This window comes from Staphylococcus haemolyticus, from assembly GCF_006094395.1.
GTDB lineage: Bacteria > Bacillota > Bacilli > Staphylococcales > Staphylococcaceae > Staphylococcus > Staphylococcus haemolyticus.
This window is the reverse complement of the sequence record NZ_CP035291.1, coordinates 1,684,514-1,700,823: the sequence shown is the minus strand read 5'-3', so window position 1 is coordinate 1,700,823 and position 16,310 is coordinate 1,684,514. Positions and strand designations below refer to the sequence as shown.

14 protein-coding genes are annotated in these 16,310 nt (G+C 32.3%); all 14 read left to right on the top strand.

Annotated elements, in window-relative coordinates:
- The first annotated feature begins 1 nt into the window (after nt 1).
- Nucleotides 2-1,351, top strand: coding sequence for a UDP-N-acetylmuramoyl-L-alanine--D-glutamate ligase (murD, locus tag EQ029_RS08125; RefSeq protein ID WP_011276017.1), 1,350 nt, complete (start codon nt 2-4; stop codon nt 1,349-1,351).
- Nucleotides 1,352-1,366: 15 nt separating this feature from the next.
- Complete coding sequence (locus EQ029_RS08120) at nt 1,367-2,695, top strand: cell division protein FtsQ/DivIB (RefSeq protein ID WP_011276016.1); 1,329 nt, start codon at nt 1,367-1,369, stop codon at nt 2,693-2,695.
- A 103-nt stretch (nt 2,696-2,798) separates the two neighbouring features.
- A complete protein-coding gene (gene ftsA, locus EQ029_RS08115) occupies nt 2,799-4,232 on the top strand; it encodes a cell division protein FtsA (RefSeq protein ID WP_011276015.1) in 1,434 nt (477 codons plus the stop codon).
- Between the two features lie 29 nt (nt 4,233-4,261).
- On the top strand, nt 4,262-5,443 hold the full coding sequence (ftsZ, locus tag EQ029_RS08110; RefSeq protein ID WP_011276014.1) for a cell division protein FtsZ: 1,182 nt from the start codon (nt 4,262-4,264) through the stop codon (nt 5,441-5,443).
- Nucleotides 5,444-5,675: 232 nt separating this feature from the next.
- A complete protein-coding gene (pgeF, locus tag EQ029_RS08105) occupies nt 5,676-6,467 on the top strand; it encodes a peptidoglycan editing factor PgeF (RefSeq protein WP_011276013.1) in 792 nt (263 codons plus the stop codon).
- 98 nt (nt 6,468-6,565) lie between these two features.
- On the top strand, nt 6,566-7,234 hold the full coding sequence (locus EQ029_RS08100) for a YggS family pyridoxal phosphate-dependent enzyme (RefSeq protein ID WP_011276012.1): 669 nt from the start codon (nt 6,566-6,568) through the stop codon (nt 7,232-7,234).
- Nucleotides 7,235-7,245: 11 nt separating this feature from the next.
- Nucleotides 7,246-7,839 (top strand): cell division protein SepF, encoded by a 594-nt coding sequence (locus EQ029_RS08095; RefSeq protein WP_011276011.1) that lies wholly within the window; start codon nt 7,246-7,248, stop codon nt 7,837-7,839.
- A 12-nt stretch (nt 7,840-7,851) separates the two neighbouring features.
- On the top strand, nt 7,852-8,142 hold the full coding sequence (locus tag EQ029_RS08090; protein ID WP_011276010.1) for a YggT family protein: 291 nt from the start codon (nt 7,852-7,854) through the stop codon (nt 8,140-8,142).
- 33 nt (nt 8,143-8,175) lie between these two features.
- Complete coding sequence (locus EQ029_RS08085; protein WP_011276009.1) at nt 8,176-9,003, top strand: YlmH family RNA-binding protein; 828 nt, start codon at nt 8,176-8,178, stop codon at nt 9,001-9,003.
- Between the two features lie 42 nt (nt 9,004-9,045).
- Nucleotides 9,046-9,738 (top strand): DivIVA domain-containing protein, encoded by a 693-nt coding sequence (locus tag EQ029_RS08080; protein WP_016930700.1) that lies wholly within the window; start codon nt 9,046-9,048, stop codon nt 9,736-9,738.
- Nucleotides 9,739-9,962: 224 nt separating this feature from the next.
- Complete coding sequence (ileS, locus tag EQ029_RS08075) at nt 9,963-12,713, top strand: isoleucine--tRNA ligase (RefSeq protein WP_011276007.1); 2,751 nt, start codon at nt 9,963-9,965, stop codon at nt 12,711-12,713.
- A gap of 358 nt (nt 12,714-13,071) precedes the next feature.
- Nucleotides 13,072-14,577, top strand: a complete 1,506-nt coding sequence (locus EQ029_RS08070) for an NAD(P)H-binding protein (protein ID WP_011276006.1) — start codon at nt 13,072-13,074, stop codon at nt 14,575-14,577.
- 436 nt (nt 14,578-15,013) lie between these two features.
- Complete coding sequence (locus tag EQ029_RS08065) at nt 15,014-15,808, top strand: VOC family protein (RefSeq protein ID WP_011276005.1); 795 nt, start codon at nt 15,014-15,016, stop codon at nt 15,806-15,808.
- 4 nt (nt 15,809-15,812) lie between these two features.
- Nucleotides 15,813-16,292 (top strand): CHAP domain-containing protein, encoded by a 480-nt coding sequence (locus tag EQ029_RS08060; protein ID WP_011276004.1) that lies wholly within the window; start codon nt 15,813-15,815, stop codon nt 16,290-16,292.
- The last annotated feature ends 18 nt before the right edge of the window (nt 16,293-16,310 follow it).

The window sequence follows — 16,310 nt, the reverse complement described above, 5'->3', positions numbered from 1 at the left end:
CATGCTCAATTATACAGGATTAGAAAATAAAGATGTTCTTGTAGTAGGACTAGCCAAAAGCGGATATGAAGCAGCTAAGTTATTAATCAAATTAGGTGCCAATGTGACTGTAAATGATGGTAAAGACTTGTCACAAGATCCTCATGCCAAGGATTTAGAGGCGTTAGGAGTTAAAATAGTTGATGGTGGACATCCTTTATCATTATTAGATAATGAGCCAATTATAGTAAAAAATCCTGGTATTCCTTATACAGTTTCTATAATTCAAGAAGCATATCAGCGACATTTAAAAATATTAACTGAAGTAGAATTAAGTTATTTAATATCAGAAGCACCGATTATAGCTATAACTGGAACTAATGGTAAAACAACTACGAGTTCTTTAATTGGCGATATGTTTAAGAAAAGTAGATTGACTGGTAGACTCTCTGGAAATATAGGTTATGTAGCATCTAAAGTAGCACAAGAAACATCACCTAATGAATATCTAATAACTGAATTATCTTCATTCCAATTACTAGGTGTAGAGCAATATCGTCCGCATATTGCGATTATCACAAATATATATTCTGCTCATCTAGATTATCACGAAACGCTTGAAAACTACCAAAATGCAAAGAAACAGATTTACAAAAATCAAACAGAAAATGATTACCTAATATGTAATTATCATCAAAGACATTTAATTGAGTCTGAAAATTTGAAAGCTAAAACATTGTATTTCTCTACTCAACAAGAAGTAGACGGTATTTATATTAAAGATGGGTTTATTGTTTACCAAGGAATAAGAATCATTAATATAGATGATTTAGTATTACCTGGGGAACATAATTTAGAAAATATTCTAGCTGCAGTGTTAGCTTCAATCTTAGCTGGTGTTCCAATAAAAGCAATTATAGATAGTTTAACGACATTCTCTGGTATAGATCACAGATTACAATATATAGGTACAAATCGCACTAACAAGTATTACAATGATTCTAAAGCTACAAACACACTTGCTACACAATTTGCATTAAATTCATTCAAGCAACCAATCGTTTGGTTATGTGGTGGTTTAGATCGTGGTAATGATTTCGATGAATTAATACCTTATATGAAGAATGTACGTGTCATGGTTGTTTTTGGTCAAACTCAAGAAAAATTTGCTAAGCTTGGCAATAGTCAAGGTAAGTTAGTGGTGAAAGCTACAGATATTGAAGACGCTGTTAAAAAGGTACAAGATGTAGTCGAACCGAATGACGTTGTCTTACTATCACCTGCATGTGCAAGTTGGGATCAATATAAAACATTTGAAGAACGTGGAGAAAGATTTATAGAAAGTTTCCGTGCCCACTTACCATCTTATTAAAGGTTGTGAAATCAAGTGAAAGATAAACGACGTAAAGATAATAAGGTGAGCTCGATTCAAAGTCTTATTGAAAAAAGAAATCGAGAATTAAACAATGAAGAACACCTTTCAAATCATGATGCTAATCATAAGGATAAGAATAAAATTTCCACAGATGACGCTCAATTGTATAAAATTAATAAGCCTAATGAGACTTCTAAACAACAAGATCAAAATCAATCAATAGATGAAGATAACTTTAATAATCAATCCAATGAATCCGAACAATTGGAACAAAATGAAGCAATTGAACAATCTAATGAAACATCAGATGAAAATGCTCAAAACGTTGAAAGTACCAAAACGAATGATAGTCACAGACTCTCCACTAATTCTAGTGAAAACACATATAAGCTATCTATTAAAGATAGAGTTAAAGAGTTCAATGACAATCGTAAAAGAAAAAAACATGCCAAGAGTACACAATTTGATCATTTATCACCACAAGAGAGAAAAGAACAATTAAGAATTCAGCGAAGGAAGCGTCAAAAAAGAATTCAGTACGTTATCATTACATTTTTAGTATTATTAATAATTTTATTTTTACTCTACATGTTTACACCACTAAGTAGAATTTCTAATATTAAAATTAGTGGAAATAACAATGTGAGTAACAGTCAAGTTGAAAAAGCTTTGGATGTAAAAGATAATTCAAGAATGTATACGTATAGTAAACGTAAAGGTATTCAAAATCTGAAGAAGAATGATTTAATAAAAGACGTAAAAATTAAAAAGCAATTACCGAATACGTTAAAAGTGCAAATAACTGAAAATCAAGTTGTAGGTGTTGTTAAAGAAAAGAATAAATATGTGCCAATTATAGAAGGAAATCAAGAATTGAAAAACTTTGATGGTAATATTGCCGGAAGTGGACCTATTTTAGAAGGATTTAAAGGTGAAGAAAAAAGCAATATGATTAAATCTTTATCTAAGATGTCTCCAGAAATTAGAGATATGATTTCAGAAATTAAGTACGCACCTAAGCAAAATAGCCCTAATCGAATTCTTTTATATATGCAAGATGATATGCAAGTAGTTGGCAACATAAAAACGATTGCTAATAAAATTAAATATTATCCTCAAATGTCACAATCTTTATCAAAAGACGACTCTGGCAACTTGAAAACCCAAGGTTATATAGATTTATCTGTAGGTGCATCATTTATACCGTATAATGAAAACAGTAGCGGAGATTCAAAATCCGATCAAAATGTTCGTCAAAAATCACAACAAGAAACTGATGCAAAAGATGAGTTACAAAGCGCTTTAAATAAAATTAACGAACAATCAGATTCAAATAATTAAAAAATTTCGATATTAATATGTGTTTATAGTTCACAAGCCTTTCGACGTATTGTAAACTAAACATAGTGTATTTTAATAGTAATTTGTCAGGAGGTGCCTATCTATGGAGGAACATTACTATGTAAGCATAGATATTGGTTCATCAAGTGTAAAAACAATAGTAGGCGAAAAATTTCACAATGGAATAAATGTGATAGGTACAGGACAAACCTACACTAGCGGTATCAAGAACGGATTAATTGATGATTTCGACATTGCTAAACAAGCAGTTAAAGATACAATTAAAAAAGCTTCTATCGCATCAGGTGTAGACATTAAAGAAGTTTTCTTAAAATTACCTATCATAGGTACTGAAGTATATGATGAAGCAAATGAAATTGATTTTTATGAAGATACTGAAATAAACGGCACACACATTGAAGAAGTGCTAGAAGGCATTCGCCAAAAAAATGATGTAGCGGATACTGATGTAATTGATGTATTCCCTATTCGTTTTATTGTGGATGGGGATAATGAAGTATCGGACCCTAAAGAATTGATTGCTAGACACTCATTAAGAGTTGAAGCAGGAGTTATTGCAATTCATAAATCTATCTTAATCAACATGATTAAATGTGTAGAATCATGTGGCGTAGATGTTTTAGATGTTTATTCAGATGCTTATAATTATGGCTCAATTCTTACAGCTACTGAAAAAGAATTAGGAGCATGTGTAATAGATATTGGTGAAGATTTAACTCAAATCGCCTTTTATGAACGTGGAGAATTAGTAGACGCTGATTCAATAGAATTAGCAGGTCGCGATATTACTGATGATATTGCTGAAGAACTAAATACTACATATGAAACGGCTGAAAAGATAAAACATCAATATGGTCATGCTTATGCTAACTCTGCATCAGATCAAGATGTATTTAGTGTAGATCAAGTAGACAGTGATGAATTAGTTGAATATACTCAGAAAGATTTAAGTGCTGTAATTGAGAGAACAATGCAAGATATCTTTGATGAGGTGTTTGATGTATTAGTTGACTTAGGGTTAACTAGAGTGAACGGTGGTTTCATTGTAACTGGCGGTTCTTCAAACTTATTAGGAGTTAAAGAATTACTTAATACGATGGTAAATGAAAAGATTAGAGTTCATACACCGTCACAAATGGGTATCAGAAAGCCAGAATTCACATCAGCTATTTCTACTATATCTAGTAGCATCACTTTTGATGAGTTGCTCGATTATGTTACAATGAGTTATCAAGATAATGATGAGTTTGAAGAAGAAGTTATTGAAGATAACGAGAGAGAACATACTTCTAAATCAGGTGGATTTGACTGGTTTAAACGTAAGTCAAATAAAAATGAAAATACTTATGAAGAAGACTACAACGAACCACATGAAAGAACAGATAAAGTAGACGACGATGATAAGTATGATAGCAATGAAAGTCATCACGATACGACAGAACATTATGATGATCAAGAGCAACCTCAAAAAGAAGAGGGCAAATTTAAAAAACTTATGAAATCTCTATTTGAATGATGGGCCAAAAAGACTAGGAGGAAATATAAATGTTAGAATTTGAACAAGGATTTAATCATTTAGCGACATTAAAAGTCATCGGTGTAGGTGGCGGTGGTAACAACGCTGTTAACCGTATGATCGACCATGGCATGAACAATGTAGAATTTATTGCAATTAATACAGACGGACAAGCTTTAAACTTATCTAAAGCAGAATCTAAAATCCAAATTGGTGAGAAATTAACACGCGGACTTGGTGCTGGTGCAAATCCAGAAATTGGTAAAAAAGCAGCTGAAGAGTCACGTGAACAAATTGAAGATGCAATCCAAGGTGCAGATATGGTATTCGTAACTGCTGGTATGGGTGGCGGAACTGGTACAGGTGCTGCACCAGTAGTAGCTAAGATTGCTAAAGAAATGGGAGCATTAACTGTTGGTGTAGTAACACGTCCATTCGGTTTTGAAGGACGTAAACGTTCAACTCAAGCAGCAGCTGGTGTTGAATCTATGAAAGCAGCAGTAGATACACTAATTGTTATCCCTAACGATCGCTTATTAGATATCGTTGATAAATCAACTCCAATGATGGAAGCATTTAAAGAAGCAGATAATGTATTACGTCAAGGTGTTCAAGGTATCTCTGACTTAATCGCTGTATCAGGTGAAGTAAACTTAGACTTTGCTGACGTTAAAACAATTATGTCTAACCAAGGTTCTGCTTTAATGGGTATTGGTGTCTCTTCTGGAGAGAACAGAGCAGTTGAAGCAGCTAAAAAAGCAATTTCATCACCATTACTTGAAACTTCAATCGTTGGTGCTCAAGGTGTGTTAATGAACATCACTGGTGGGGAATCACTATCATTATTTGAAGCTCAAGAAGCGGCTGACATCGTACAAGATGCTGCAGATGAAGATGTAAATATGATCTTTGGTACAGTTATCAATCCTGAACTACAAGATGAAATCGTAGTAACTGTAATTGCTACTGGTTTTGAAGATAAACCAACTTCACAAGGACGTAAAGCTTCAAGTACTGGTTTCGGAACAAGTGCAACTTCAAGCACTTCAACACAAACAAGTACGCCAAGAGAAGAATCATTCTCTCAAAGCTCATCAAGCTCTCGTTCTTCTGAAAGTGTATCAGAAAGAAGTCATACTACTAAAGATGACGATATTCCTAGCTTTATCAGAAATAGAGAAGAAAGACGTTCTAGAAGAACTAGACGTTAATTGAAAATAAGTTTTGTCTATATTTCGTTGTATGATTAAGTGTATTTATCGTCTTAATCATTCCTAATTGGGAGTAGAACGGCGAATTCACTTGTGGATTCATGTTCTCTCCCTTTTTTATTTACTTTTAAGTAAAGTAAAGATTGTTATATAATATAGCTATATTCAATTTTAGAGTAAGCTTTTTAAAAATCGACAAAAATAAAACTTTTAATTAAGGTGGTTTGATTTCGTGTCAGAGAAATTTGTAAAGTATCCACATCACTTGAAATATGAATCTCAAGACTTGAAGCATGTTAAATTAGGATTCACTACAAGAGAAGGTGGCTATAGTCTATATCCAGAATCATCATTCAATATGGCAAGATATGTGGATGATAATCCTGAAAATATTACTAAACACCAAGAAATGTTGGCGGACGCGATTGGGTTTGTAAGAGCACAATGGGTATTTCCAATTCAAACTCATGAAAATCGAGTAATGGAAATTTCGCAAAGTCATCGTGGAACTAACATCGATACATTAACAGATGATATGTATGGTATTGATGGGATTTATACATATGAACCTGATACGTTATTAACGATGTGCTACGCTGATTGTGTACCAGTTTATTTCTATAGTGAAAAACATCACTATGTAGGATTAGCACATGCTGGCTGGCGAGGTACATATGGTCAAATTGTTAGTGAAATGTTAAAGCAAATTGATTTTGATTATAATGATCTAAAGATTGTAATTGGACCATCTACATCAACTACATATGAAATTAATGATGATATTAAAGCGAAGTTTGAAACATTGCCAATTAATGTTAAAGATTATATTGAAACTCGTGGAGAGAATCGACATGGTATTGATTTAAAACGTGCTAATGCGCTATTACTTAATCATTATGGTGTACCATTCGACAATATATATATAACTGATTATGCTACATCAGAGGATTTATCACTTTTCTTCTCATATCGAGTTGAAAAAGGTCAAACAGGTAGAATGTTGGCTTTTATAGGCCAAAAATAATCTCATTAGATTAGTCATATAAATAATAAATATTTAAAGGCATATGTATTTATTAGTGATAACTGAACTTAACAAATGGTGAAGAGGTTGAGTAGAATATGGATGTAAAACAAAATTTAAGAAATATTGAAAGTGAAATACAGTCACACTTTAAAAATAGTGAAGCGTCTACCTTGCCAAACGTGATTGCAGTAACAAAATATGTTACAATAGACCGTGCTAAAGAAGCTTATGATGTTGGACTTAGACATTTTGGTGAAAATAGATTAGAAGGCTTTTTAGAAAAGAAATCTGCTTTGCCTAACGATGTTACTATGCACTTTATAGGTTCTTTACAATCTAGAAAAGTAAAAGAAGTCATTAACGAAATTGATTACCTACATGCACTAGATAGACTTAGTCTAGCTAAGGAAATTAATAAAAGAGCGGATCATGAGATTGCTTGCTTCATACAAGTCAATGTCTCAGGAGAAGAATCTAAGCATGGTATTGCTTTGAATGAAGTTAATCACTTTATAGAACAAATTCAACAATATGATAAAATAAAAATTGTCGGATTAATGACAATGGCACCTTATACAGAAGACACTGCATATATTCGACAGTTATTTAAACAATTACGAGTAAAACGAGATGAAATTAAAGATCTTAATTTAGATTATGCACCATGTCACTATTTATCTATGGGAATGAGTAATGATTATGCAATTGCTGTAGAAGAAGGTGCTTCATTTATAAGAATTGGGACTAAACTTGTAGGAGAATAGGAGTGAGCCCCGTGGCTATTAAAGATTTATTTAATAATTTTTTTCTAATGGATGATGAAGAAGAAGTAGAAAGCCCTGAAGAGCGACAACGTCGTGTAGTTCAGAATGAAGAAAATGAAACAAACAATGTTCAACAGAATCAACCGCAACAATCAGAACGTTCATATAGTAATCAAAGTAAATTGAAAACAGTACCACAAAAGAAAACAACAAGAAATTATAACTCAGAAGAAAGGAATGTGCGTATGAATCAACCCCCATCAAAGTCAAACGGCAAAAATGTTGTTACAATGAATCAAACGTCGCAAAGTTATAGTGGTTATGAAAGTTCAAAAATGTGCTTATTCGAGCCACGAGTATTTTCAGATACACAAGATATCGCGGATGAATTAAAAAACCGCCGTGCTACTTTAGTGAATTTACAACGGATTGATAAAATTTCAGCTAAACGCATTATTGATTTCTTAAGTGGAACAGTTTATGCGATTGGTGGAGATATTCAACGCGTAGGTACTGACATATTCCTTTGTACACCTGATAATGTAGAAGTTGCGGGAAGTATTACAGATCATATTGAACAAATGGAATCGCAACACTACGAATAAGGAGAACATTATATGGATGTAGGTTTACTAGCTACCATTTTTAATTTTATAATTTTTCTAGTTCAAATATATTACTTTGGAATGATTATTTATTTCTTTACATCTTGGGTACCTAATATTAGAGAATCTAAGTTCGGTGAAATACTTGGTAAATTATATGAACCATTTTTAGAACCATTTCGAAAGATTATTCCACCAATAGGAATGATTGATATTTCTTCACTTGTAGCTTTGTTTGTACTTGTATTATTCCAAGCTGGGTTAAGAAGCATCTTTAATATGATAATAGTTCATTTAATGTAATAATATATGGCGTTTAAGAGGCTGAGACAATACATGAGGTTGTTTCAACCTCTTTTATCATTTAATTTAGAATCAGAGAGGTGTAAGATAATCGATATTTATCAGCATTTTAGAGACGAAGAGCAAGGATTAATAGATCAATTAATAGATAAGTGTGATCAAGTTGAACAGCAGTATGCGCCAATTCTGACAAACTTTCTTGATCCGAGAGGACAATATATACTTGAAGTCATATCAGGTAGTTATGAAGATATGGAAGTGACTTTTTTTGGTGGAGATAACGCAGAGAGAAAACGAGGTCTCATTGCCCCTAATTATTTTGAACCTGGGGAAGCTGACTTTGAAGAAGTATTAATTCAAATCAACTATCCAGAGAAGTTTGTTAATATACAACATCAACATGTCCTAGGAACACTTATGTCATTAGGAATAGAAAGGGAACAAGTTGGTGATATTATTGTCGGTGACAGTATTCAATTTGTTTTGACAAAGCAATTAGAATCGTATATTATGTTGGAATTAACAAAGATAAAAGGTGCTACAGTTAAACTTAATTCTATTCCATTTAAAGATATGATACAATCAGTAGAGAATTGGAAAATTCAAGGTAGTACTGTAAGTGCATTGAGATTAGACGTCGTTTTAAAAGAAATGATTCATAAATCTCGAACAATAGCAAAACAATTAATTGAAAAGAAGCGTGTGAAAGTTAATCACACAATTATTGATTCACCAGATTTTCAAGTTCAAACTAATGATTTATTATCTATTCAAGGATTTGGAAGAGCTCAAATCATTGATATAGGTGGTAGGACTAAAAAAGACAAAATACACATAAATTATCGAACGCTATTTAAGTAATAAATATAAGTCAATTTAATGTTGATTTAAGGAGGATGTAGGATGCCTTTTACACCTAGTGAAATTAAAAATAAAGAATTTACAAAAGTGAAAAATGGTTTAGAACCAGCTGAAGTAAGTGATTACTTAAATCAATTAAGTAATGAAATTGAACGTTTAAAAGAAGAAAAAAAACAGCTTGAAAAAGTAATTGAAGAGAGAGATACTAATATTAAATCTTATCAACAAGTTCATCAATCAGTAAGTGATGCCCTTGTTCAAGCTCAACAAGCTGGAGAAGAGACTAAATTGGCTGCTAATAAAGAAGCTGAAGCTGTTATCAGTAAAGCTCAAGCACAAGCAGATTTAATTGTTAATGACGCTATCGAAAAAGCACGTCATTTATCATTCCAAACTGAAGATATGAAACGTCAATCTAAAATATTCAGATCACGTTTCCGCATGCTAGTTGAAGCTCAATTAGATTTACTTAAAAATGATGATTGGGATTATTTATTAAACTATGATATCGATGCAGAAAAAGTCACACAAGAAAATTTCCAACATTTAAATAGCCAAGACATTACACCTGAAGAACAACTTAGCGCTCAATCTCAACAATCTGAAAGCGTGCTTGCAAGCGAGAGTAATAACAGTAAAACAAATTCACTAAGTACAAGTGACGCAACTAGTACAAGTGAGAACGTTACTTCACAATCAAGCGTGAGTCAAAGCGAATCAACATCAAATAAATAATTGTTATAAAATAAGTCAGACAAGTAGGAGATAATAAACTTTTTACAGCGAATTAGGGTTGGTGAAAGCCTAATAAAAGTCTATCTCTTATATCACTGATTTTTACAAAGTAATATTATATATGAGAGAACTCTAAGTTGAGTTAACAAGGGTGGTACCGCGGTAATTCCGTCCCTTTTTAATTGAACTTAGAGTTCTTTTACATTTAAGGAGTGAAATCAATTATGAACTATAAAGATACTTTATTAATGCCAAAGACTGACTTTCCTATGCGTGGTGGATTGCCAAATAAAGAACCGCAAATCCAAGAACAATGGGAAGCTAACAATCAATACCAAAAAGCATTAGAAAAAAATAAAGGTAACCAATCTTACATCTTACATGATGGACCACCGTATGCGAATGGTAATTTGCATATGGGGCATGCGTTAAACAAAATCATTAAGGATATTATTGTACGTTATAAAACGATGCAAGGTTTTTACGCACCATACGTTCCAGGTTGGGATACACATGGCTTACCAATTGAACAAGCTTTGACTAAAAAGGGCGTAGATCGCAAAAAAATGTCAATTGCTGAATTTAGAGAAAAATGTAAGGAATTTGCGTTAGAACAAATCGAATTACAAAAGAAAGACTTTAAACGTCTTGGTGTACGAGGAGATTTTAATGATCCTTATATCACGCTTAAACCTGAATATGAAGCTGCTCAAATTCGTTTATTTGGTGAGATGGCGGATAAAGGATTAATTTATAAAGGTAAGAAACCAGTTTATTGGTCACCGTCAAGTGAATCGTCTTTAGCCGAAGCTGAAATTGAATATCATGATAAACGTTCAGCATCTATCTATGTAGCATTTGACGTGAAAGATACTAAAGGTGTAGTAGATCAGGATGCTCAATTCATTATTTGGACAACTACTCCATGGACTATTCCATCTAACGTAGCAATTACAGTTCATCCTGATTTAAAATATGGTCAATATAATGTGAATGGCAAGAAATATATTATCGCACAAGCATTATCTGAAGATGTAGCAGAAGCTTTAGAATGGGATAAAGATGCCATTCAATTAGAAAAAGAATTTACAGGTAAAGAGTTAGAGTATGTTGAAGCGCAACATCCTTTCTTAGATAGAATCTCACTTGTAATTAATGGTAATCATGTTACAACTGATGCTGGTACAGGTTGTGTTCATACCGCTCCTGGTCATGGTGAAGATGACTATATCGTTGGGCAAAAATATGATTTACCAGTTATTAGTCCTTTAGATGATAAAGGTGTGTTTACTGAAGAAGGTGGACAATTTGAAGGTATGTTTTATGATAAAGCTAACAAAGCAGTTACTGACTTATTAACTGAAAAAGACGCTTTATTAAAATTAAACTTTATTACACATAGTTACCCTCATGATTGGCGTACTAAGAAACCAGTTATCTTCCGTGCTACACCACAATGGTTTGCCTCTATTAATAAAGTAAGACAAGATATTTTAGATGCTATTGAAGAAACAGATTTCAAAGTGGATTGGGGTAAAACACGTATTTACAATATGATCCGTGATCGTGGAGAATGGGTTATTTCTCGTCAACGTGTATGGGGAGTTCCACTACCTGTATTCTATGCCGAGAATGGCGATATCATTATGACGAAAGAAACAGTTAACCACGTAGCTGATTTATTTGAAGAGCATGGTTCAAATATTTGGTTTGAAAGAGAAGCAAAAGACTTATTACCTGAAGGCTTTACACACCCTGGTAGTCCAAATGGTACTTTTACAAAAGAAATGGACATTATGGATGTTTGGTTTGACTCTGGTTCGTCACATCGTGGTGTATTAGAAAATCGTCCAGAATTAAGTTTCCCAGCTGATCTATATTTTGAAGGTAGTGACCAATATCGTGGTTGGTTTAACTCTTCAATTACAACTGCTGTAGCAACTAGAGGTCAAGCGCCTTATAAATTCTTATTATCACACGGCTTTGTAATGGACGGTGAAGGTAAGAAAATGAGTAAATCACTAGGTAATGTTATTGTTCCTGACCAAGTTGTAAAACAAAAAGGTGCTGACATTGCACGTTTATGGGTAAGCAGTACTGATTATTTAGCAGACGTTCGTATTTCGGATGAAATCTTAAAACAAACTTCTGATGTTTATCGTAAAATTAGAAATACTTTAAGATTTATGCTTGGTAATATTAACGATTTTAATCCTGATACTGATGTAATTCCTGAAGCAGAATTACTTGAAGTCGATCGTTATTTACTAAATCGTTTACGTGAGTTTACTGCTAGCACAATTGAACATTATGATAACTTTGATTATTTAAATATTTATCAAGAAGTACAAAACTTTATAAATGTTGAATTGAGTAATTTCTACTTAGATTACGGTAAAGATATTCTTTATATTGAAGAGAAAAATGCGCATAAACGTCGTAGTATGCAAACTGTTCTATACCAAATCTTAGTTGATATGACTAAATTATTAGCACCTATTTTAGTTCACACAGCTGAAGAAGTTTGGACACACACACCGCATGTAAAAGAAGAAAGTGTTCATTTAGCTGACATGCCTAAGGTAGTTGAAGTTGATCAAGCATTGCTTGACAAATGGAATCAATTCATGGCATTACGTGATGATGTAAACCGTGCGTTAGAAGTTGCACGTAATAATAAAGTTATTGGTAAGTCTCTTGAAGCAAAAGTTGTAATTGGTAATAACGACAACTTTAAAGCTGCAGAGTTCTTACAACAATTTGAAGATTTACAACAATTATTCATTGTTTCACAAGTTGAAGTTTCAGATTCTGTAGACAATGCAGAGGCTTATCAACATGGTGATATTAGAATTGACCATGCAGTAGGTGAAAAATGTGAAAGATGTTGGAACTATACTGAAGAATTAGGTTCAGTAGGTGAATTAGAACACTTATGTCCACGATGCCAAGAAGTAGTTAAAACTTTAGTTTAATAAATAAATTATTGAAAACACATGGGACATAAATAATATAATAATCCTATTTTGCAATTTACTGTAGCTGACTGAACAGATAAAACGCTTCAATCAAGCTTTTCTCAGTTCTAGTCATCTTTGTGAGCTGGCCCTAATAAAGAAAATTTCATAAAGAAATTCTACAAGCAAAGCAAGTTGGGAGTTGGACAACGAATTTGAGAAGAATTCTGTCCGACTCTCTTTTTGTATTTACAATATAATTTATAAGTAAAAACAATGACGATATGCAATGTTTCACTTTTTAATAAAAGGCTATTTAAATAGATATATTCATTAAATCAAGATTATTCGACTATTTAATAAATAGAGGTGAATCATGAGTAAAATCTTATTAACAGGTGCATCGGGTTATATTGGAGGACATTTAAAAGATCAATTAAAAATACATCATGATATTATAGCAACTTCAAGAAATACTAGTAACAAAGAAAATGAAGAGAATGTTACTTGGAAAGCTGCTGATTTATTTGATTTAGATGAGATAACAGAAGTAATGGAAGGGGTAGATACTGCAATTTACCTTGTCCATTCTATGATGCCAAACGCCAAGTTAACGCAAGCAAACTTTGAAGATATGGATGCTTTATTAGCAGATAATTTTGCGAGAGCTGCAAAGAAACAAGGCGTTAGACATATTGTATTTATGAGTGGTTTAATTCCAAATGAAGATAAACTATCTGCTCATTTACGTAGTCGTTTGGAATGTGAAAAAATTTTAGGTTCTTATGGTATACCTGTAAGTACATTAAGAGCTGGATTAATTATTGGGGCTAAGGGAAGTTCTTATCCTATTTTAAAACGTTTAGTTGAACGATTGCCTGGTATGGTATTACCTAGTTGGGCATACAATATGATAGCACCAGTATCAATTAATGATGTAATTAATAAACTGGCATTACTAGTAGAGCGAACACCACAACATAATGAGTCTTTTGACATAACAGGTCCTGAAATTATGAATTATAAAGAATTAATACAACGTACAGCAGTAGTGCTAAATAAGCGTTTACCAATCGTTGATTTACCAATTATACCTATTTGGGTAAGTAGATATTGGGTACAACTCATTTCAAAAGTACCTAAAGAAATGGTCTACCCACTTATGAATAGTTTAGTTCATGATATGATTCCACAACCAGAGCGCACGCATCCTGATATTTCTATTGGAGAGATGACGTATGAAGAAAGTGTGCAACAAGCGCTAGATGAAGAAAATGAAATGAATGAAAATCAAAACAAATCAAAAAAATCATCTAGTTCTAATAGTAAAGAACAAATTAAAGATGTTAGAGCAATATCACGCTTTAGAATTCCAGAAAATTATTCAATGGAAGATGTCTCAAAAACATATGCGAAGTTTATAAATAATATTACGTTACATTTAATTAATGGAACTATAAATGAAAATGAATTTAATATTAGTTTGCCATTTACTAATCAATTTATTTTGAAAATGGAGCGTGATATGCAAGATTCTTCTAAAGATATGATTGTTTATAAAATCGTAGGTGGTAATTTAGCATTATCTAATAATGGTGGTAATGCTAGATTTGAATTTAGACGCATCTTGGATTCAAATGAAGCTATTATTGCACTACAAGAATATGAACCGACGTTACCTTGGTCTGTTTATAAGTTTACACAGGCTAATATCCATAAATCTGTAATGGAATTATTTGTTAATCATATGAATAATCTTGCAGACAAAGATAAAGAAGCGACAACACAAAGTGATCAATTGTTTAGTACAATCGCGATGACTACAGGAGCAGTTATAGGTGCATATGTTGGATCAAAAATTTATCATTTGATTAAAGCTTAAATGACGAAAAATTAGTATTAATTTTAAGCTAAATATAATCTACGATTAATAGCTTTAGAATTAGTGAGAGAAAGACAATTTCTATGAATATATTATAGAAATTGCCTTTTCTTTTTTTATGTTTGAATTAAGATGTATAACTTTATTAAACTTGAGTGCAACTGTACTTGTGTAAGGCGTTCTAAAATAGATAACAAAACATAGTTGTGAAACTTTTAAGCAAGCATCTCGACTTAAGTGAAATAATGAACCCAATTTCTAAGACACTACTTTAAAGTACTACTTTAGAAGTTAATAAATTGCAATATACATACAAAGACTGATAAAATTTTATATATTTTAAGTTAAAATATTAGGTATTATTTTCATTGAATTGTATTTTTCATCCAGTAAAAGAAGCAAGTTCTATTTAGTAATGCAGTATTAGGAGGCCATAATGTTTCATTCAAAACATTCACATTTTGTAAATGGTATAACTATAAATGTTAGAAATTTAGCTGACTTAAGACCATTTTATGAAACTATATTGGGATTTGAAGTTATTACAGAAACAAATCATTCTGTTCGGTACGAGATAGGTCAGTCAAATCATTTTTTAACATTAAATGAAGTTATAAATGGTAGGGAACCACTTTTATCTGAAGCAGGATTATTTTATGTAGGTATATTGCTTCCTAGTATTACAGATTTAGCCGATTTACTTGTACAAATGACAGACTTTGAAATTCCGGTAAATGGTGGAGAACAAAGTGTTTGTATGTCCCTCTTTTTTGAAGATCCAGAAGGGAATGCGTACAAGTTTTATGTCGACCATGATATGGATTACTGGGTGTACGATAATGAAAATGTGAAGTTAGATATTGAAGCAATCAATGTTCCACGTTTACTAACTAATGTATCAGAACAAACTTGGCAAGGGATTCCTAAAGGCACTAAAATAGGAAATTTATCACTTAAAACGATACGTATGTCAGAGGTTGAATCTTATTATTTAAGATATTTTGGACTTGAACTATCTGCGTATTTAGATCAGTTTTCACTCTATATGTCTTCAAATCAATACCATCATCATTTGGCTGTTAATCAATGGTTATCAAGTACTAAACGTGTGATGAATAACGTAACATATGGTCTTGCTTTAATTGATTATTATTATCCCGAAACAACGCATATCGATGTTAAAGGTCCAGATGGGCTTCATTTTAGATTTAATTTTATAGAAGTAGTGTGATTTAATGAAGAAATTTATACTTATAATGGTTTTAGGAAGTGCACTTTTCACTGGTGGAGCTATATATGATGGAATTGATAATCAAGATATGACGCAACCGACAATTCATTTTTGGGAAAAGAACCCAATGAAATTAAACTTATATGCTAAAGGCCAATGTACGTATTATGTGTTTGATAGAATTAGACAAGATGGCAATATGATTAGTAATAGATGGGGAGATGCCAAATATTGGGCTAATGAAGCAAGCAAAGAAGGATATAAAGTTAATGATAATCCAAGTGTTGGTTCAATTCTTCAATATCCAAAAGGTCAACATGGTCATGTTGCATATGTAGACAAAGTTAATCATGATGGCTCGTTAACCGTTTTTGATATGAATTATCGTAAACCATATGAAGTTACTAAGCGCACAGTTTACGAATATCAAGTAGATGAATTTAATTATATTCATCCTAAGAAAAATCAAAGTGAAAACGCATAATGAACTACAGTTACTAAT

What these genes read in the sequence shown, in the direction of transcription:
- EQ029_RS08070 (WP_011276006.1), top strand. Translation starts at nt 13,072, where the DNA reads ATGAGTAAAATCTTATTAACAGGTGCATCGGGTTATATTGGAGGACAT.
- ftsA (WP_011276015.1), top strand. Translation starts at nt 2,799, where the DNA reads ATGGAGGAACATTACTATGTAAGCATAGATATTGGTTCATCAAGTGTA.
- ileS (WP_011276007.1), top strand. Translation starts at nt 9,963, where the DNA reads ATGAACTATAAAGATACTTTATTAATGCCAAAGACTGACTTTCCTATG.
- murD (WP_011276017.1), top strand. Translation starts at nt 2, where the DNA reads ATGCTCAATTATACAGGATTAGAAAATAAAGATGTTCTTGTAGTAGGA.
- EQ029_RS08090 (WP_011276010.1), top strand. Translation starts at nt 7,852, where the DNA reads ATGGATGTAGGTTTACTAGCTACCATTTTTAATTTTATAATTTTTCTA.
- EQ029_RS08060 (WP_011276004.1), top strand. Translation starts at nt 15,813, where the DNA reads ATGAAGAAATTTATACTTATAATGGTTTTAGGAAGTGCACTTTTCACT.
- EQ029_RS08100 (WP_011276012.1), top strand. Translation starts at nt 6,566, where the DNA reads ATGGATGTAAAACAAAATTTAAGAAATATTGAAAGTGAAATACAGTCA.
- ftsZ (WP_011276014.1), top strand. Translation starts at nt 4,262, where the DNA reads ATGTTAGAATTTGAACAAGGATTTAATCATTTAGCGACATTAAAAGTC.
- EQ029_RS08085 (WP_011276009.1), top strand. Translation starts at nt 8,176, where the DNA reads ATGAGGTTGTTTCAACCTCTTTTATCATTTAATTTAGAATCAGAGAGG.
- EQ029_RS08065 (WP_011276005.1), top strand. Translation starts at nt 15,014, where the DNA reads ATGTTTCATTCAAAACATTCACATTTTGTAAATGGTATAACTATAAAT.
- EQ029_RS08080 (WP_016930700.1), top strand. Translation starts at nt 9,046, where the DNA reads ATGCCTTTTACACCTAGTGAAATTAAAAATAAAGAATTTACAAAAGTG.